This is a genomic window from Pseudomonas macauensis, from assembly GCF_047902425.1.
Classification (GTDB): domain Bacteria; phylum Pseudomonadota; class Gammaproteobacteria; order Pseudomonadales; family Pseudomonadaceae; genus Pseudomonas.
Genome location: NZ_CP138377.1, coordinates 3,870,801 through 3,887,293 on the forward strand (window position 1 = coordinate 3,870,801; position 16,493 = coordinate 3,887,293).

Here is a 16,493-nt window from a genome sequence, read left to right on the forward strand (position 1 = left end):
ATTCCAGCGAGAGAAAAGAGAATGCAATCGGCCATGAAAACGCCCGTGGAACCCTGGTACAAGCACCTCTGGCCATGGATCATCATCGGCATGCTGGCCATCTCGGTGTTCCTCAGCCTGATGATGGTCAACATCGCGGTGAACAACCAGGACTCCCTGGTCAGCGACAACTACTACGAGGCCGGCAAGGGCATCAACCGCTCCCTGGACCGCGAGCACCTGGCGCAACAGCTCAAGCTGCAGGCGAAAATCAGCTTCGATGAACTGACCGGCGAAGTCGACCTGCGCCTTTCCGGCGCCAGCCACCCGGACAAGCTCACCCTGAACCTGCTCTCCCCCACCCTGGAAGCCCAGGACAAGCACCTCGACCTGCTGCCCAGCCCGGTCGAGCCCGGCCGCTACACCGGCAGCCTCGATGCCGCCGTCAAGGGCCGTCGCTTCGTCGAGCTGCTCGGCCAGGAAAACGGCCAGGCCTGGCGTCTGTTCGAAGAAGAGAAAGTCGCCCCCGGCGGTTCGTTCGTCCTTGGCGACGAGCCCCTCAAGGGAGACGAAGCCGAGCGCCCATGAGCGCCCCGCTGCCCTGTTACCACTGCGCCCTGCCGGTTCCCGCCGGCAGCCGTTTCACGGCGCAGGTCCTTGGTGAAACCCGCGAATTCTGCTGCCCGGGCTGCCAGGCCGTGGCCGAAGCCATCGTCGCCGGCGGCCTGGAAGGCTACTACCGCCACCGTACCGAGGCGGCGCCCAATCCCGACGTACTGCCCGAGCAACTGAGCGACGAGCTGAAGCTGTTCGATCGTCCCGACGTGCAGCAGCCCTTCGTTCGACACGAAGGCGAGCTGGCGGAAACCACCCTGCTCCTTGAAGGCATCAGCTGTGCCGCCTGCGGCTGGCTGATCGAGAAACACCTCAAGGGCCTGCCCGCCATTGCCGAGGCCGGCCTCAACCTGTCCAACCATCGCCTTCACGTGCGCTGGTCCGACAGCCAGATGCCCCTGAGCGCCCTGCTCGCCGAGCTGCGCAAGATCGGCTACGCCGCCCACCCCTACCAGCCCGACCGCGCCGCCGAGCAACTGCACGAAGAAAACCGCCGCTCCCTGCGCCAGCTGGGCGTCGCCGGCATGCTGTGGTTCCAGGCGATGATGGCAACCATGGCCACCTGGCCGGAATTCAACATCGACCTGAGCCCCGAACTACACGAAATCCTGCGCTGGGTGGCGATGTTCCTCACCACACCGATTGTCTTCTACTCCTGCCAGCCGTTCTTCCGCGGCGCCCTGCGCGACCTGCGCACCCGCCACCTGACCATGGACGTCTCGGTCTCCCTGGCCATCGGCGGCGCTTACCTGGCCGGCATCTGGACCTCCATCACCGGCAGCGGAGACCTGTATTTCGACGCCGTCGGCATGTTCGCCCTGTTCCTGCTCTCCGGCCGCTACCTGGAGCGCCGCGCCCGCGAACGTACCGCTGCCGCCACCGCACAACTGGTCAACCTGCTGCCCGCCTCCTGCCTGCGCCTGGACAAGAACGGACAGAGCACCCGCGTGCTGCTCAGCGAGCTGAACGTCGGCGACCGCGTGCTGGTGCAGCCCGGCGCAGTGATTCCCGCCGACGGCCAGATCCTCGACGGCCAGTCCAGCGTCGACGAATCCCTGCTCACCGGCGAGTACCTGCCGCAACCGCGCCAGACCGGCGACAGCGTCACCGGCGGCACCCTGAACGTGGAAGGTCCGCTGACCGTGCAGATCAGCGCCCTGGGCAACGACAGCCGGCTCTCCGCCATTGTCCGCCTGCTGGAACGCGCCCAGTCGGACAAGCCGCGCCTGGCCGAACTCGCCGACAAGGCCGCGCAATGGTTCCTCATCGCGCTGCTGGTGCTGGCCGCAGTGGTCGGCCTGTTCTGGTGGCAACACGACGCCCCCCGTGCCTTCTGGGTGGTGCTGGCGATGCTGGTGGCGACCTGCCCCTGCGCCCTCTCCCTGGCTACGCCCACCGCGCTCACCGCCGCCACCGGTAGTCTGCACAAGCTCGGCCTGCTACTGACCCGCGGCCATGTGCTGGAAGGCCTGAACCACATCGACACAGTGATCTTCGACAAGACCGGCACCCTCACCGAAGGCCGCCTGACCCTGCGCGCCGTGCGCCCGCTGGGCGACCTCGACAGCGATACCTGCCTGGCCCTGGCGGCGGCGCTGGAGAACCGCTCCGAACACCCCATCGCCCGCGCCTTCGGCCGTGCGCCGCAGCCTGCCGAGATCGTCGAAAGCCATCCGGGCCTGGGACTGGAAGGTCAGGTTGGCGAACGCCGCCTGCGCATTGGCGAACCGTCCTTCGTCTGCGCCCTGAGCCACAGCGCAGCGCCGGCGCACCCACAGGAGCCCGGCCAATGGCTGCTGCTCGGGGATGAGCGCAGCGCGCTGGCGTGGCTGGTGCTGGACGACCGCATCCGCGAAGACGCCTCCGCCCTCCTCGACGCCTGCCGCGCCCGTGGCTGGCGCACCCTGCTGCTCTCCGGCGACAGCTCGCCGATGGTCGGCCGGGTTGCCGCCGAACTGGGCATCGACGACTGCCGGGGCGGCCTGCGCCCCGACGACAAACTGGAAGTCCTGCGCCAGTTGCACCAGGAAGGTCGCCGCGTGCTGATGCTCGGCGACGGCGTGAACGACGTGCCGGTGCTGGCTGCCGCCGACATCAGCGTCGCCATGGGATCCGCAACCGACCTGGCCAAGACCAGCGCCGACGCCGTGCTGCTGTCCAATCGATTGGAAAGCCTGGTGCAGGCCTTCAGCCTGGCGCGCCGCACCCGCCGGGTAATCATCGAGAACCTGGTCTGGGCAGGGTTGTACAATGGGCTCATGCTGCCCTTCGCCGCCCTCGGCTGGATCACGCCCGTGTGGGCGGCGGTGGGCATGTCGATCAGCTCGCTGACCGTGGTGCTCAATGCCCTGCGCCTGACCCGGCTGCCCAAGGCCGTCGACGCCCCCTCAGCGACCACCGCGCGCCCGGCCGTCCTGGAAACGAGCCCGGCGCTGCCACGGAGTTGAAATGCCCGCACTCTACGTCATGATTCCGATCGCCGTACTGATCGTCGGCATCTGTATCTGTATTTTCTTCTGGGCAGTGAACAGCGGCCAGTACGACGACATGGACAGTCCGGCTCACAGCATCCTGTTCGACGACGAAGACCCCAAGCACCAGGCCGGCATCGACGAAGCCGAAGGCGCCGAAGCACCGGGTGAGCAGCCGCAGGACAAGCGCGATGCCTGAGCTGGCGCCCCTGCTGGCGTCGGCACTGATCCTCGGCCTGCTGGGCGGCGGTCACTGCCTGGGCATGTGTGGCGGCCTGATGGGCGCGCTGACCATGGCCATTCCACCGGAGCAACGTGCGCGCCGCCTGCGCCTGCTGCTGGCCTACAACCTCGGACGCATCCTCAGCTACGCCTGCGCGGGGCTGCTGCTCGGTCTCGCCGGCTGGGCCATCGCCCGCACGCCGTTCGCCTCGGCGTTGCGCGTCATCGCCGGGATGCTGCTGATCGCCATGGGCCTGTACCTGGCCGGCTGGTGGAGCGGCCTGACCCGCATCGAAGCGCTCGGACGCGGCCTGTGGAAGCACATCCAGCCCTTCGCCAGCCGCCTGCTGCCGGTCGCCACGGTTCCGCGCGCACTGCTGCTCGGCGCCCTGTGGGGCTGGCTGCCCTGCGGCCTGGTCTACAGCACCCTGCTGTGGGCCACCAGCCAGGGCTCGGCAGTGGACAGCGCGCTGCTGATGCTCGCCTTCGGCCTGGGTACCTGGCCGGTGCTGCTGGCCACGGGCCTGGCGGCGGAGCGCATCACCGCCCTGCTGCGCAAACGCAGCGTGCGCATGACCGGCGGCATCCTGGTCATCCTCTTCGGTCTCTGGACCCTGCCTGGCCCGCACCAGGCATGGATCATGGGCCACGAAATGCACGCCAGCGCCAACCATACGCACCACAAAGCCGCTTGATACAGGTCAACAGGCCATAGTCGGACTCTCCCTAGACTGCGCGGGAAAAGCTCGCCAACCGGGGACCTCGGCATGCTCGACAATATTCGCTGGGACGCAGATCTGATACGCCGCTACGATCTGTCCGGCCCGCGCTACACCTCCTATCCCACAGCCGTGCAGTTCCACGAAGGCGTCGGCCCCTTCGACCTGCTGCACGCGCTGCGCGATAGCCAGAAGGCACAGCGCCCGCTCTCGCTCTACGTGCACATCCCGTTCTGCGCGAACATCTGCTACTACTGCGCCTGCAACAAGGTCATCACCAAGGACCGCGGCCGCAGCGCCCCTTACCTCGCCCGGCTGATCCGCGAGATCGAGATCGTCAGTCGTCACCTGGGCCGGGGGCAACAAGTCGAGCAACTGCACTTCGGCGGCGGTACCCCGACCTTCCTCAGTTCCGGCCAGTTGCGCGAACTGATGAGCCAGTTGCGCACGCACTTCAACCTGCTGGACGACGACTCCGGCGACTACGGCATCGAGATCGACCCGCGCGAAGCCGACTGGTCGACCATGGGCCTGCTCCGCGAACTGGGCTTCAACCGCATCAGCCTCGGCGTGCAGGACTTCAACCTGGAAGTGCAGCAGGCCGTGAACCGCCTGCAGAGCCTCGACGAAACCCGCGCCATCATCGATGCAGCCCGCACCCTGCAGTACCGCTCGATCAACATCGACCTGATCTACGGCCTGCCCAAGCAGAACCCTGAAAGCTTCTCCCACACCGTCGAACAGGTCATCGCCCTGCAACCCAACCGGCTGTCGGTGTTCAACTACGCGCACCTGCCGGAACGCTTCATGCCGCAACGCCGGATCAACGCCGACGACCTGCCCTCCCCCGGCCAGAAGCTGGAAATGCTCCAGCGCACCACCGAGCAACTGGAAGCCGCCGGCTACCGCTACATCGGCATGGACCACTTCGCCCTGCCGGACGACGAGCTATCCATGGCCCAGGAAGACGGCACCCTGCAACGCAACTTCCAGGGCTACACCACCCACGGCCATTGCGACCTGGTCGGGCTCGGCGTCTCGGCCATCAGCCAGATCGGCGACCTCTACAGCCAGAACAGCAGCGACATCGCGGACTACCAGAGTTCCCTGGACCAGAGCCAGCTCGCCACCCGTCGTGGTCTGCACTGCAACAAGGACGACATCATCCGCCGCGCGGTGATCCAGCAGTTGATCTGCCACTTCCAGCTGGACTTCGACGAGATCGAGGAGCTCTACAACATCGATTTCCGCGGCTACTTCAACGAAATCTGGCCGGATCTGGAGCGCTTCGCCACCGACGGCCTGATCAACCTCAGCCCGAGCGGCATCGATGTCAGCGCCTCGGGCCGGCTGCTGGTGCGCAGCCTCTGCATGCTGTTCGACCGCTACCTGCCGACGCAGAACCTGCAACGCTTCTCACGGGTCATCTGACCCGTCCGGCAACGCGACAGACGGCCGAGGCCGACTGTCGCACCCATTGCAACAGGATATGTCGGCCTCTCGAATCCGAGGAAAGCGCCCTGATACGGCCCTTTTCGAACCGTTTCGAACCCTCCCGAACCCCGCTCCACCCCTCGCCTTCCCCGCCGAAACCGGCGATTCAGAGAGGCCGCCAACTGGCGCCCGATCCGCCGTCTGCGGTACCCTTGGTTTTTGTGTGCCTTCCCCACTCAAGGAACTCCCAATGGCCGAAACCATCAAAGTGCGCGCCCTCCCCCAAGCACACTGCAAGGATTGCAGCCTGGCGCCCCTTTGCCTGCCCCTGTCGCTGAACACCAACGACATGGATGCCCTGGATGAAATCGTCAAACGCGGCCGACCGCTGAAGAAAGGCGAATTCCTGTTCCGTCAGGGCGACGCTTTCGGCTCGGTCTTCGCGGTGCGCTCCGGTGCGCTGAAGACGTTCAGCATCACCGACGGTGGTGAAGAGCAGATCACCGGCTTCCACCTGCCCAGCGAGCTGGTCGGCCTGTCCGGCATGGACACCGAGAGCTACCCGGTCTCGGCCCAGGCACTGGAAACCACTTCGGTCTGCGAGATTCCCTTCGAGCGCCTGGACGAACTGTCCGAGCAACTGCCGCAACTGCGCCGCCAGTTGCTGCGGGTGATGAGCCGCGAGATCCGCGACGACCAGCAGATGATGATGCTGCTGTCGAAGAAGACTGCCGACGAGCGCATCGCCACCTTCCTGGTGAACCTCTCCGCGCGCTTCCGCGCCCGTGGTTTCTCGGCCCAGCAGTTCCGCCTGGCCATGTCGCGCAACGAGATCGGCAACTACCTGGGCCTGGCAGTGGAAACCGTCTCCCGCGTTTTCACCCGCTTCCAGCAGAACGGCCTGATCGCCGCCGAAGGCAAGGAAGTGCACATCCTTGATTCCATCGAGCTGTGCGCATTGGCCGGGGGCCAGCTGGAAAGCTGACAGACACGAAAGCTGACCAATTGGTTGACTTTCCGGTCATCGAAAACGGGCTCGCCGACTGGCGGGCCCGTTATACTTTGGCCTCTGCAAAAACCGCATCAGGTGCACAACCAGCATGATCCTCAACCAACTCGACCTGAAGTCCGTCATCCGCGCCGTTCCCGACTTTCCCAAGCCCGGCGTCATGTTCCGTGACATCACCCCGCTGTTCCAGTCGCCGCGAGCCCTGCGCTTCGTCGCCGACAGCTTCATCCAGCGTTATGTCGAGGCCGAATTCACCCACATCGGCGCCATGGATGCGCGCGGCTTCCTGATCGGCTCGATCATCGCCTACGAGCTGAACAAGCCCCTGGTGCTGTTCCGCAAGCGCGGCAAGCTGCCGGCCGACGTGCTCTCCCAGGCCTACGAGACCGAGTACGGCGAGGCCCTGCTGGAAGTCCACGCCGACAGCCTGTGCGAAGGCGACAGCGTGCTGATCTTCGATGACCTGATCGCCACCGGCGGCACCCTGCTGGCCGCCGCGCAACTGGTTCGCCGCATGGGCGCCAGCGTGTTCGAGGCCGCAGCGATCATCGACCTGCCAGAGCTGGGCGGTTCGGCCAAGCTCAACGACGCGCAGATCCCCACCTACAGCCTGACTGCCTTCGCCCTCGACGAGCAGTGACAGACCGCTGTCGGTAAGAAACGGGCGCCTAGGCGCCCGTTTTCGTTTCCACGCCTCCTGCAAACAACTGCCCCATCCAATGGCTGGTCGTGACCGGTTTGGCCTGATCCGACTCGCCAATGACCGGATATGACCTGGCGATTGTCCGACAAGACTTCGAACATGACATCAGCTGATGACACATTCGAAGGTGGCATCACGAACTAACGACAGGGCTTGCCCGGGTCGCCGCCCCTGCCGCGTCGCGCTCCGGAACCCACGCCCGCACAACAAGAAGGAGTTAGTCATGAACGCCAGTACCACGCCAATCCGCGCCAACTTCCCGGTCCGCCGCATGGATTTCACCTTCAGTGAAACGCCTAAATACTGGTGGGACGGGCAGCCCTTCATGACCCACTTCATGAACAACCTGTCCTCGCTGTTCCCCTATGGTGAGAAGTTCTTCGTCGACAGCGTGCGTGCCGTGCGCGAGCGCATCCAGGACCCGCAGCTGCAGAAGGACGTCAGTGCCTTCATCGGCCAGGAAGCCATGCACTCCAAGGAACACGCGGCCTACAACGAGTATGCCGACGAACACGGCATCGACCTGGAAACCCTGGAGCTGCGCATCAAGGTGCTGCTCGAATCGATCAGCAAGGTCACTACCAAGAAGCACCAGCTGGCGATTACCTGCGCCCTGGAGCACTTCACCGCGTCCATGGCCGAGCAGTTGCTCAAGCGCGACGACCTGAGCAGCCAGATGAAGTCGGACAAGATGTACAAGCTGTGGATGTGGCACGCCGTCGAGGAAAACGAGCACAAGGCGGTGGCCTATGACGTCTACCAGCAGGTGTACGGCGGCTACTTCACCCGCACCGCGGTGATGTTGCTGACCACCGTGATCTTCTTCAGCGTCATCGCCGGCTTCCAGATCAACCTGCTGCGCCGTGACGGCCAACTGTTCAACTGGCGCAGCTGGAAGCATGGCCTGGGCGTACTGCTGCACCCGCGCCGCGGCTACTTCGTCAACCTGATCCGCCCCTGGCTGGACTACTTCCGCCCCGGCTTCCACCCCTTCGACCACGACACCAAGGCGCTGGAAACCCGTTGGAAAGAGCAGCTGGATTTCGCTGGCTGATCTTTACGCCGGAATGAAAAACGCCAGGCATTGCCTGGCGTCTTTCATGACGCGACATGGTCTTCGCGGCAACGCTTTTCGTAGGAGCAACTGTCTTCTACCGGGTTAATCCCTGCCTGCGTTTCCCCCTCACCCCAGCCCTCCGAGCCGGCTGACACTATGGTTTCAACCTGCACCGAACAGTCCCCTCTCCCGCTTGCGGGAGAGGGTTAGGGTGAGGGGCCTTTGATCTTGTAAGAGCGGACCTTGTCCGCGAAGTACCCGCCGCCGCTGAAGAACATCGCGGAGAAGCTCCGCTCCTATGAGGTCCTGAGCGGGAGCGTAGGGCGTATAACGTTCGACGTTATACGCCGTTTGACCTTGGTTTCCGGTTGCACGGACTGCGACCGGCTGGCGCTTCGAACTCGGCCAATACACCAGCCGATGACCCTGGTGTATCGGCGTACAACCGCGAACGGTTGTACGCCCTACGAATGCGCAGACAGTTGCTCCTACGACATCAAAATCATCAGCCCTCGGGACGACGCGGCAGATCGTCCACCGTGTCGAACCACGACAGCTGCGACGAACACCAGATATGGCATTGCGGCTTCACCCGCTCCGGCTCGTCCAGGGTCACCGTATTGAGTCCCACTGTGTCGCCATCCCGCACACGAAACTCCAGCGGCGTGCCGCACTTCACGCAGAAGCGCCGCTCGCCCTCCGGGCTTGAGCGCCACATCCCCAGCTCACCGGACAGATACTGGAACCCCGTCAGCGGAATCACCGCCCAAGGCACCGCTGGCGCGGCGTTGGATTTCTGGCAGATGCGGCAGTGGCAGTAGCCGGCTTCCGTTGGCTCCACATCCACCCGATAGCGCACCGCGCCGCAGGCGCAGCCGCCGAACAGAGGCAAAGGCGACATGGCAATCTCCCATCCGGTAACGCGAAAGAAGACTCAGAGCCTAGCCAGCATGCCGAAGGTCTGCAGCACAGCGGCACCGGTGAAGAGCAACAGGATTTGTCGCCCGGCCAATGCGCAGACCTCCTCGCGCCGCTCCGGAGGGCGTTCCAGATAGTCCAGCGATTGCTGGAACAACTGCCGGCTGATCGACCGCGACAACTGGTTCAATTCATCCTCGTCGATCTCCGGCAGCAGGTGGAACTGGCGGATGTCCTCGGCCATGTCCTCGCCGAACTCATCCATCACCCGCGCCAGCGCCGCGCGCAGCACGGGCGACGGGCCGTGCAGCTCACGCACGCCGATGATGAAGGCCTCCGGGTGACTCTCGACGAAATCGAAGAACAGTCGCACGGTTTCCCGCGTCACCCGCAGACCGCGCTCCATATCCAGGCCGAAGGGCACGCTGGCGGCGCCCTCCCCTGGCTGCGCGCGCTCGGCGGCTTCGCGGCGCAGGTCGCGCAGCGGCTGGCGCAGCTGGGTAGCGATGTCACGAATGATCGCCAAACCCAGGTCGTCCACATCGTCGAAATGCCGGTAGAAGGTGTTCGGATTCAACCCCGCTTCCCGCGCCAGCTCCCGCAGCCCCAGGCTGCTCAAGCTGCGCCGGCTCGATGCCAGGCGCAGTGCCGCATCGATCAGCGCCCGCTTGCCCGCCGCTTCCGCCGGCCGTTCTTCCTGTCCGATTTCCATGTGTTTGGCGCTCGGCCCCACCGAAGGTTGGTTGTTCGCGAAGTATACAGATGTCTACATTCACACCACGTAGACAGTTGTATACGCCAGCAATAATCATAACAGGAGCTTGGCAATGGGTACCCAACCAAAGACTGCCCCCAGACACTGCAAAGTCGCCATCATCGGCACCGGGTTTTCCGGGCTGGGCATGGCGATCCGCTTGAAGCAGGAAGGCGAGAACGACTTCCTGCTGTTCGAGAAGGACGCCGGCGTCGGCGGCACCTGGCGGGTCAACAACTACCCGGGCTGCGCCTGCGACGTGCAATCCCACGTCTACTCCTTCTCCTTCGAGCCGAACCCGGACTGGACGCGCATGTTCGCCCGCCAGCCGGAAATCCGCGCCTACCTGGAGAACTGCTGGAAGAAGTACCGCCTCGAAGACAAGACCCTGCTCAATACCGAGATGGCGCGCTTCGAATGGAACGACCAGCAGCAGCTCTGGCACCTGTTCGACGCCGCCGGCAACCACTACACCGCCAAGGCCGTGGTCTCGGGCATGGGCGCCCTGTCGATCCCGTCGATCCCTGCGCTCAAGGGCCTGGAGGACTTCCAGGGCAAGGCCTTCCACTCGCAGCAGTGGGACCACGACTACGACCTCAAGGGCAAGCGCGTCGCGGTGATCGGCACCGGCGCCTCGGCCATCCAGTTCGTTCCGGAAATCCAGCCGCTGGTGGCCAAGCTCGACCTCTACCAGCGCACCGCGCCGTGGATCCTGCCCAAGCCGGACCGCGCCATCAGCGAGAAGGAGCGCGCACGCTTCCGCCACTTCCCGGCCGTGCAGAAACTCTGGCGCGGCGCGCTCTACAGCATGCTCGAAGGCCGCGTGCTGGGCTTCACCTTCGCGCCCTGGGCGATGAAGCTGGTGGGCAAGCTGGCCGAGCGCTTCATCCGCCAGCAGATCAAGGACCCGGACCTGCGCCGCAAGCTCACCCCCGACTACACCATCGGCTGCAAGCGCGTGCTCATGTCGCACAACTACTACCCGGCGCTGGCCGCCTCCAACTCCTCGGTGATCACCGATGGCATCCGCGAGATCAAGTCGAACAGCATCATCACCAGCGACGGCCGCGAGCGGCAGGTGGATGCCATCATCTTCGGCACCGGCTTCACCGCCAACGACCCGATCCCGCGCGGCGTGGTGTTCGGCAAGGACGGCGTCGACCTGCTCGACACCTGGCAGAACGGCCCGGAAGCCTACAAGGGCACCATGACCCGTGGCTTCCCCAACCTGTTCTTCCTGATGGGCCCGAACACCGGTCTGGGCCACAACTCCATGGTCTACATGATCGAATCGCAGATCGCCTATGTGCTCGGCGCCATCAAGCTGATGGACCGCCGCGAGCTGCAGAGCGTCGAGGTGAAGAGCGAAGTCCAGGACCAGTGGAACGCCAAGCTGCAACGCGGACTCAACCACAGCGTGTGGAACACCGGCGGCTGCAAGAGCTGGTACCTGCACCCGGTGAGCGGGCGCAACTGCACCCTGTGGCCGGGCTTCACCTGGCGCTTCCGCGCGCTGACCAGCCAGTTCGACCCGTCTGCCTATCATCTGAAGGCCAAGCCCCTGAGCAGCCCCGTCGTCCAACCGCAACGCCACGCCGAGGAGGTGCCGGCATGAAGAACTTCGAGAACAAGGTTGCCGCCATTACCGGCGCCGGCTCCGGCATCGGCCGCGCCCTGGCCATCGAACTGGCCTCCCGTGGCTGCCATCTGGCGCTGGCGGACGTGAACGCCGCCGGCCTGGAGGAAACCCGCCAGTTGCTCACCTCCAGCGGCGTGCGCGTCTCCATCGACACGGTGAACGTCGCCGACCGCGAGCAGGTGCACGCCTGGGCCGACAAGGCCGCCCGCGAGCACGGCAAGGTCAACCTGGTGTTCAACAACGCCGGCGTCGCCCATGCCGGCACCGTGGAAGCCAGCGACTACGAAGAGTACGAATGGATCACCAACATCAACTTCTGGGGCGTGGTCTACGGCACCAAGGCCTTCCTGCCGCACCTGAAGGCTTCCGGCGACGGCCACGTGGTCAACGTCTCCAGCGTGTTCGGGCTGTTCTCCCAGCCGGGCATGAGTGCCTACAACGCCACCAAGTTCGCGGTGCGCGGCTTCACCGAGTCGCTGCGCCAGGAACTGGACATGGAACGCGGCGGCGTGTCGGCCAGCTGCGTGCATCCGGGCGGGATCAAGACCAACATCGCCAAGACCGTGCGGATGAACGACAGCATGGTCAAGGTCACCGGCCAGAACGCCGAAGCCGCCCGCACCCAGTTCAACGACCAGTTGCTGCGCACCACGCCGCAGAAGGCCGCGCAGGTGATCATCCGTGGTGTGGAGCGTGACTCACGGCGCATCCTGATCGGCCCGGACGCCCACGCCATCGACCTGATGCTGCGCCTGCTGCCGGTCTGGTACCAGAAAGTAGTCACCGGCAGCATGAAGCTGGCCAAGCGCTTCGCCCCCAAGCCCAAGCGCAAGCATGGCGCTGAAGGCGTCGAAGCCAAGTAAGAGTCCCTTTTCCCTCTCGGACCGGCGCCCACCCGCTACCCCTGGGTGGGCGCCGTTTTTTTTTGCGTTGTTTCAGCGGCGGGTCAGCACTACCTCCAGATACTCGCTGGGCACCACCAGCGACGCCGGACCGGCGCGATTGCTCGCCTCCAGCAGCTGCGTCAGGTCGCGCTCCAGCCCTTTCGCCTCGGCTTCCGGCAGGTTGGCAAAGGCCTTGTGCAGCGGGCCGTACCAGTCGCGGAAGACCTCGATGAAATGCGCCGCCGAGCGATAGCGGAAGTTGAAGGTCTGCCGCGAGGCACGCAGCTCGCTGATCGAGTCGCCGAACAGCTCGCGCAGATGCTCCTCACGCCCCCAGGCCGACGGCGGGCGCACGCCGGCAGCCGGCGGAATGTAACCCGCCAGCACCTTGAACAGCTGACCGATGAAGCCTTCCGGCGTCCAGTTGGCCAGGCCAATGCGCCCGCCGGAGCGGCAGACTCGTGCCAGCTCCGCGGCCGCCTTCGGCTGGTCGGGGGTGAACATCACGCCGAAGGTCGAGACGACGGCGTCGAAACTACCCGCGTCGAAGGGCAGCGCCTCGGCATCGGCCTCGCGGAACCCCACGTCCAGATGCTCGGCGCGGGCACGCTCAGCGCCCAGCTCCAGCAGGCGCGGCACATAGTCGGTGGACACGACCCGGCAACCGCGCCGGGCTGCTGCCAGGGTGGCATTACCGTTGCCGGCGGCGACATCCAGCACCCGCTCGTCGCAGAGCAGGTCGCAGGCTTCGGCCAGGCGTTCGCCAACGATCTGCAGGGTCGTGCCGATCACGGCGTAGTCGCCGCTGGCCCAGGTGGCCATCTGGCGTTGTTTCAGGGCATTGAGGTCTACAGCGGTGCTCATCTGTGCATCTCCAGGCGCGCTCATTCGGCGGTGGTCGGATCGATGACGTTGACGACCTGCGATATCCGGTTCGCCGGGAAGCCGCCCAGGCTCGCGTGCTCGCGCACGGTGGCCTCGTCGGGGGCGATGTACAGGCAGTAGATGCGGTCGTCGACCACGTAGCTGTGCAGCCATTGAATCTGCGGTCCCAGCTGATTCAGGACTTTGCAGGACTTCTGTGCGATGGCTTTGAAATCGCGCTCGGACAGGGCTCCAGCGCCGGGGATTTCGCGCTCGATAACGAACTTGGGCATGGCAGTCTCCAGTGAGTAGGAACGGACGGGGACCGCAACCTCCCGCACCTTCATACTGCGCCCGGTACCGGTTGCCGTCCTGCTCCAGCGTCGCCCTTCCCTGCCCGATCGTCCGGCGGTCCGGCGCACCGGCCATATCCCGCCCAGAATTTCTGAAAGCCCCCCGGCGGAGGGACTGTCCATGAGCTCGGAAACCATCCTCGCTGCGCAACAACGACTGGCACGCCTGGTGCGCCAGCGGCCCGCCGTCGCGCAGATCCAGGACGTTCCCGCCACGGCCCTCTGGGAAGGCGCCGGCAGGACACGCACCCTGCATCCGGACGGCAACGCCGTATACACCGACCTGCCCCGGGAGCTGGGCGGCGGCGGCGAGCGGGTCAGCCCAGGCTGGCTGCTGCGAGCGGCACTGGCTTCCTGCGCCGTCACACGCATCGCCATGCTGGCCGCCGAACACGGGATGCAGCCTGAACGACTGGAGGTGGAAGTCACCAGCGACACCGACCTGCATGGCCTGCTCGGGCTGGCGCGCGAGGACGGCCTGCGCGCCGTGACCGGGCCGTTGGAGATCCACCTGCGGGTACGCATCAGCGTTCCGGGAGCCTCGGACGCTGATGTGCGCAAACTGGTCGAACAGGGCATCCACCTTTCGCCCATGGTCGGCGCGCTGGCCGAAGCCGTGCCCGTGCGGCTCGATATCGACAACGGCACCGGCTGATGGACGCGCTCTCGGAGACCCTGCGCGTGGTGCGGCTGGTGGGCGCGATCTTCATCAATGCGCGCTTCACCGCCCCCTGGTGCTACCAGTCGCCCCGCGCCGACTCGGTCGTGGAACTGCTGGAACCCGGCGCCGAGCAGTTGGTGATCTTCCACCTGATCACCGAGGGTGAATGCTTCGTCGAGATGGGCAAGGCCGAACCGGAAAAGCTGGTGGCGGGTGATGCGGTGCTGTTCCCCCAGGGCCATGCCCACCGCATGACGTCGCAGCCCGGCGTGCCACCGGCCAGTGGCGCACGGCTGGACGCGGTGCTGGCACGTCGCCCCCGGCAGCTGGCCTACGGCGGCGGCGGCGCGACGACCCGGCTGGTGTGTGGCTACCTGGCCTGCGACGCGCGCCTGGCACGGCTGCTGCTGGCCGGCCTGCCGGCGTTGGTGAAGGTCAACGTGCGTGGGTCCGCGGCGGGTGCCTGGTTGGAGTCCTCGGTGCGCTACGCCCTGGCCGAGGCGCGCTCTCCCCGCCCCGGCGGCGCCGGTGTGCTGGCCAAGCTGGCGGAAGTGCTGTTCATCGAAGTGCTGCGCCTGTACATGGCGCAGCAAGGTGAAGAGCGCACGGGCTGGCTGGCCGGACTGCACGATCGCATCGTCGGCAGTGCCCTTGGCGAGCTGCACAAATCACCCGCCCACGCCTGGAGCCTGGAAGAACTGGCCCGCTGCGCCGGCACCTCGCGCTCGGTGCTGGCCGAGCGCTTCCAGTGCCTGGTCGGCTGCCCGCCCATGCAGTACCTGACCCAGTGGCGGATGCTCCTGGCCGCCAACCTCCTGCGCGGCAGCAACGCCCCGCTGGCGCGCATCGCCGAGGATGTCGGCTACCAGACGGATACGGCCTTCAGCCGCGCCTTCCGCCGCGAATATGGCTGTCCGCCGGCCGCGTGGCGACGCAGCCAGGCGGCAAGCGCGCGGCTTTAGCTTTCGTAGGAGCGAGCTTGCTCGCTCCTACGAAAAGCGGTCTGTGCTAGTTACAACCCCATCTGCTTGGCGATGATCTCGTTCATGATCTCCCGCGTGCCGCCGCCGATGGAGAGGATGCGGTTGTCGCGGTACAGCCGCTCCACCAGGCTCTCGCGCATGTAGCCCATGCCGCCCAGGGCCTGCACCGCGTCGTAGGTCACCCGGTCGGCGACATCGGTGGCGAAGTTCTTGGCCATGGAGATTTCCTTGATCACACTCTTGCCGGCGGCCATCTTCGCCGCCTGCCGGTAGGTGAACTCGCGGGAGACCTCCACCTGCGTGGCCATCTCCGCCAAGCGATGCTTGAGCACCTGGAACTTGCCGATCGGCTTGCCGAACGCCTCGCGCTCGCGGCACCAGGCCAACGCCTCTTCCAGCGCCAGCTGCGCGGTCATGTTGGCCATGATCGCCAGGGCCAGGCGCTCGCTCTGGAAGTTCGCCATGATGCAGGCAAAGCCCATGTTCTCGGCACCGATCAGGTTCTGCACCGGCACCTTGCAGTCGTCGAAGAACAGTTCGGCGGTGTCGGAAGCCCACCAGCCCATCTTCTTCAGCTTGCGGCTGACGGTGAAACCCGGCGTGCCCTTCTCCACCAGCAGCAGGCTGACGCCACCGAAACCGTCGCCGCCGGTGCGCACCGCCACGGTGTAATAGTCGGCGCGCACGCCGCTGGTGATGAAGGTCTTGCTGCCGCTCACCCGGTAATGATCGCCGTCGCGCACGGCACGGGTCTTCAGGCTGGCCACATCGGAGCCGCCGGACGGCTCGGTGACCGCCAGCGCCATGATCTTCTCGCCGGCCAGCACCTGCGGCGCAATGCGCTCACGCAGCTCCGGGCTGCCCCACTTGATCAGCGGCGGCAGACCGATATCCAGCGAGCCCAGGCCCGCCACCAATCCTCCGGAGCCACAACGCATCAACTCCTCGCTGGCCGCCACCTTGGCGAACAGGTCGCCCTCATGACTGCCGCCCAGGGCTTCGGGGTAGCCGATGCCGAGGATGCCGGCCTCGCCGGCCTTGCGGTACAGCTCACGGGGAAACTCTTCGGCTTCCTCCCAGTCGGCGACATGGGGCAGGATTTCCCGTTCGACGAAGCGCCGCACGCTGTCACGGACCAGGCGGTGACTGTCATCGAAGTAATCGGTGAACACGGACATGGCAAGGCTCCAGGCGACTTGCCTGAAAACTTACCGAGCGCTTGCTTGGT

General features: G+C 65.7%; 16 protein-coding genes and 1 pseudogene. 12 read left to right on the forward strand and 5 right to left on the reverse strand.

Features of this window, described 5'->3' with window-relative positions:
- The first annotated feature begins 21 nt into the window (after positions 1-21).
- From SD196_RS17725 to SD196_RS17760, 8 genes are all read left to right on the forward strand, one after another.
- Entirely contained in the window at positions 22-567 is a 546-nt protein-coding gene (locus SD196_RS17725; protein ID WP_275611187.1) for a FixH family protein, read from the forward strand.
- Entirely contained in the window at positions 564-3,041 is a 2,478-nt protein-coding gene (locus tag SD196_RS17730; protein WP_343573048.1) for a heavy metal translocating P-type ATPase, read from the forward strand. The genes SD196_RS17725 and SD196_RS17730 overlap by 4 nt, the downstream gene beginning before the upstream one ends.
- 1 nt (position 3,042) lies before the next feature.
- On the forward strand, positions 3,043-3,264 hold the full coding sequence (gene ccoS, locus SD196_RS17735; RefSeq protein WP_275611185.1) for a cbb3-type cytochrome oxidase assembly protein CcoS: 222 nt from the start codon (positions 3,043-3,045) through the stop codon (positions 3,262-3,264).
- Complete coding sequence (locus SD196_RS17740) at positions 3,257-3,982, forward strand: sulfite exporter TauE/SafE family protein (RefSeq protein ID WP_275611184.1); 726 nt, start codon at positions 3,257-3,259, stop codon at positions 3,980-3,982. Before ccoS ends, SD196_RS17740 begins: the two co-directional genes overlap by 8 nt.
- 72 nt (positions 3,983-4,054) lie before the next feature.
- Positions 4,055-5,437, forward strand: coding sequence for an oxygen-independent coproporphyrinogen III oxidase (hemN, locus tag SD196_RS17745; RefSeq protein WP_275611183.1), 1,383 nt, complete (start codon positions 4,055-4,057; stop codon positions 5,435-5,437).
- A gap of 253 nt (positions 5,438-5,690) precedes the next feature.
- Positions 5,691-6,425 carry a transcriptional regulator Anr gene (anr, locus tag SD196_RS17750; protein WP_015477764.1) on the forward strand — a complete coding sequence of 245 codons (735 nt, stop codon included), beginning with the start codon at positions 5,691-5,693 and terminating at the stop codon, positions 6,423-6,425.
- Positions 6,426-6,540: 115 nt separating this feature from the next.
- Entirely contained in the window at positions 6,541-7,089 is a 549-nt protein-coding gene (locus SD196_RS17755; RefSeq protein ID WP_207886509.1) for an adenine phosphoribosyltransferase, read from the forward strand.
- A gap of 286 nt (positions 7,090-7,375) precedes the next feature.
- Entirely contained in the window at positions 7,376-8,206 is an 831-nt protein-coding gene (locus tag SD196_RS17760) for a metal-dependent hydrolase (protein WP_416310489.1), read from the forward strand.
- A gap of 508 nt (positions 8,207-8,714) precedes the next feature.
- On the opposite strand, the gene SD196_RS17765 is transcribed toward SD196_RS17760, so the two are convergent.
- Together SD196_RS17765 and SD196_RS17770 are read right to left on the reverse strand one after the other, a co-directional pair.
- Positions 8,715-9,110, reverse strand: a complete 396-nt coding sequence (locus tag SD196_RS17765; RefSeq protein ID WP_331318847.1) for a GFA family protein — start codon at positions 9,108-9,110, stop codon at positions 8,715-8,717.
- A 33-nt stretch (positions 9,111-9,143) separates the two neighbouring features.
- Positions 9,144-9,839 (reverse strand): TetR family transcriptional regulator, encoded by a 696-nt coding sequence (locus SD196_RS17770; protein WP_275611180.1) that lies wholly within the window; start codon positions 9,837-9,839, stop codon positions 9,144-9,146.
- Positions 9,840-9,916: 77 nt separating this feature from the next.
- On the opposite strand from SD196_RS17770, the pseudogene SD196_RS17775 reads away from it, so the two are divergent.
- Together SD196_RS17775 and SD196_RS17780 are read left to right on the forward strand one after the other, a co-directional pair.
- Positions 9,917-11,496 (forward strand): annotated as a pseudogene (locus SD196_RS17775) (flavin-containing monooxygenase).
- Positions 11,493-12,383 (forward strand): SDR family NAD(P)-dependent oxidoreductase, encoded by an 891-nt coding sequence (locus SD196_RS17780; RefSeq protein WP_416310490.1) that lies wholly within the window; start codon positions 11,493-11,495, stop codon positions 12,381-12,383. Before SD196_RS17775 ends, SD196_RS17780 begins: the two are co-directional and overlap by 4 nt.
- A gap of 72 nt (positions 12,384-12,455) precedes the next feature.
- Here the strand turns inward: SD196_RS17780 and SD196_RS17785 are convergent, their stop codons facing one another.
- Together SD196_RS17785 and SD196_RS17790 are read right to left on the reverse strand one after the other, a co-directional pair.
- The gene (locus SD196_RS17785; RefSeq protein ID WP_416310491.1) at positions 12,456-13,268 is read right to left on the reverse strand and encodes a class I SAM-dependent methyltransferase; all 813 of its coding nucleotides are present in this window, start codon (positions 13,266-13,268) and stop codon (positions 12,456-12,458) included.
- Between the two features lie 20 nt (positions 13,269-13,288).
- Positions 13,289-13,561: a DUF4242 domain-containing protein gene (locus SD196_RS17790; RefSeq protein ID WP_275611176.1), complete on the reverse strand. Its 273-nt coding sequence runs from the start codon at positions 13,559-13,561 to the stop codon at positions 13,289-13,291.
- A 181-nt stretch (positions 13,562-13,742) separates the two neighbouring features.
- On the opposite strand from SD196_RS17790, the gene SD196_RS17795 reads away from it, so the two are divergent.
- Complete coding sequence (locus tag SD196_RS17795) at positions 13,743-14,276, forward strand: OsmC family protein (RefSeq protein ID WP_370599711.1); 534 nt, start codon at positions 13,743-13,745, stop codon at positions 14,274-14,276.
- The gene (locus SD196_RS17800) at positions 14,276-15,244 is read left to right on the forward strand and encodes an AraC family transcriptional regulator (RefSeq protein WP_275611174.1); all 969 of its coding nucleotides are present in this window, start codon (positions 14,276-14,278) and stop codon (positions 15,242-15,244) included. Before SD196_RS17795 ends, SD196_RS17800 begins: the two co-directional genes overlap by 1 nt.
- Before the next feature lie 50 nt (positions 15,245-15,294).
- Here the strand turns inward: SD196_RS17800 and SD196_RS17805 are convergent, their stop codons facing one another.
- On the reverse strand, positions 15,295-16,443 hold the full coding sequence (locus tag SD196_RS17805; RefSeq protein WP_275611173.1) for an acyl-CoA dehydrogenase family protein: 1,149 nt from the start codon (positions 16,441-16,443) through the stop codon (positions 15,295-15,297).
- Between the last annotated feature and the right edge of the window lie 50 nt (positions 16,444-16,493).

What these genes read in the sequence shown, in the direction of transcription:
- SD196_RS17725 (WP_275611187.1), top strand. Translation starts at nt 22, where the DNA reads ATGCAATCGGCCATGAAAACGCCCGTGGAACCCTGGTACAAGCACCTC.
- SD196_RS17730 (WP_343573048.1), top strand. Translation starts at nt 564, where the DNA reads ATGAGCGCCCCGCTGCCCTGTTACCACTGCGCCCTGCCGGTTCCCGCC.
- ccoS (WP_275611185.1), top strand. Translation starts at nt 3,043, where the DNA reads ATGCCCGCACTCTACGTCATGATTCCGATCGCCGTACTGATCGTCGGC.
- SD196_RS17740 (WP_275611184.1), top strand. Translation starts at nt 3,257, where the DNA reads ATGCCTGAGCTGGCGCCCCTGCTGGCGTCGGCACTGATCCTCGGCCTG.
- hemN (WP_275611183.1), top strand. Translation starts at nt 4,055, where the DNA reads ATGCTCGACAATATTCGCTGGGACGCAGATCTGATACGCCGCTACGAT.
- anr (WP_015477764.1), top strand. Translation starts at nt 5,691, where the DNA reads ATGGCCGAAACCATCAAAGTGCGCGCCCTCCCCCAAGCACACTGCAAG.
- SD196_RS17755 (WP_207886509.1), top strand. Translation starts at nt 6,541, where the DNA reads ATGATCCTCAACCAACTCGACCTGAAGTCCGTCATCCGCGCCGTTCCC.
- SD196_RS17760 (WP_416310489.1), top strand. Translation starts at nt 7,376, where the DNA reads ATGAACGCCAGTACCACGCCAATCCGCGCCAACTTCCCGGTCCGCCGC.
- SD196_RS17765 (WP_331318847.1), bottom strand. Translation starts at nt 9,110, where the DNA reads ATGTCGCCTTTGCCTCTGTTCGGCGGCTGCGCCTGCGGCGCGGTGCGC.
- SD196_RS17770 (WP_275611180.1), bottom strand. Translation starts at nt 9,839, where the DNA reads ATGGAAATCGGACAGGAAGAACGGCCGGCGGAAGCGGCGGGCAAGCGG.
- SD196_RS17780 (WP_416310490.1), top strand. Translation starts at nt 11,493, where the DNA reads ATGAAGAACTTCGAGAACAAGGTTGCCGCCATTACCGGCGCCGGCTCC.
- SD196_RS17785 (WP_416310491.1), bottom strand. Translation starts at nt 13,268, where the DNA reads ATGAGCACCGCTGTAGACCTCAATGCCCTGAAACAACGCCAGATGGCC.
- SD196_RS17790 (WP_275611176.1), bottom strand. Translation starts at nt 13,561, where the DNA reads ATGCCCAAGTTCGTTATCGAGCGCGAAATCCCCGGCGCTGGAGCCCTG.
- SD196_RS17795 (WP_370599711.1), top strand. Translation starts at nt 13,743, where the DNA reads ATGAGCTCGGAAACCATCCTCGCTGCGCAACAACGACTGGCACGCCTG.
- SD196_RS17800 (WP_275611174.1), top strand. Translation starts at nt 14,276, where the DNA reads ATGGACGCGCTCTCGGAGACCCTGCGCGTGGTGCGGCTGGTGGGCGCG.
- SD196_RS17805 (WP_275611173.1), bottom strand. Translation starts at nt 16,443, where the DNA reads ATGTCCGTGTTCACCGATTACTTCGATGACAGTCACCGCCTGGTCCGT.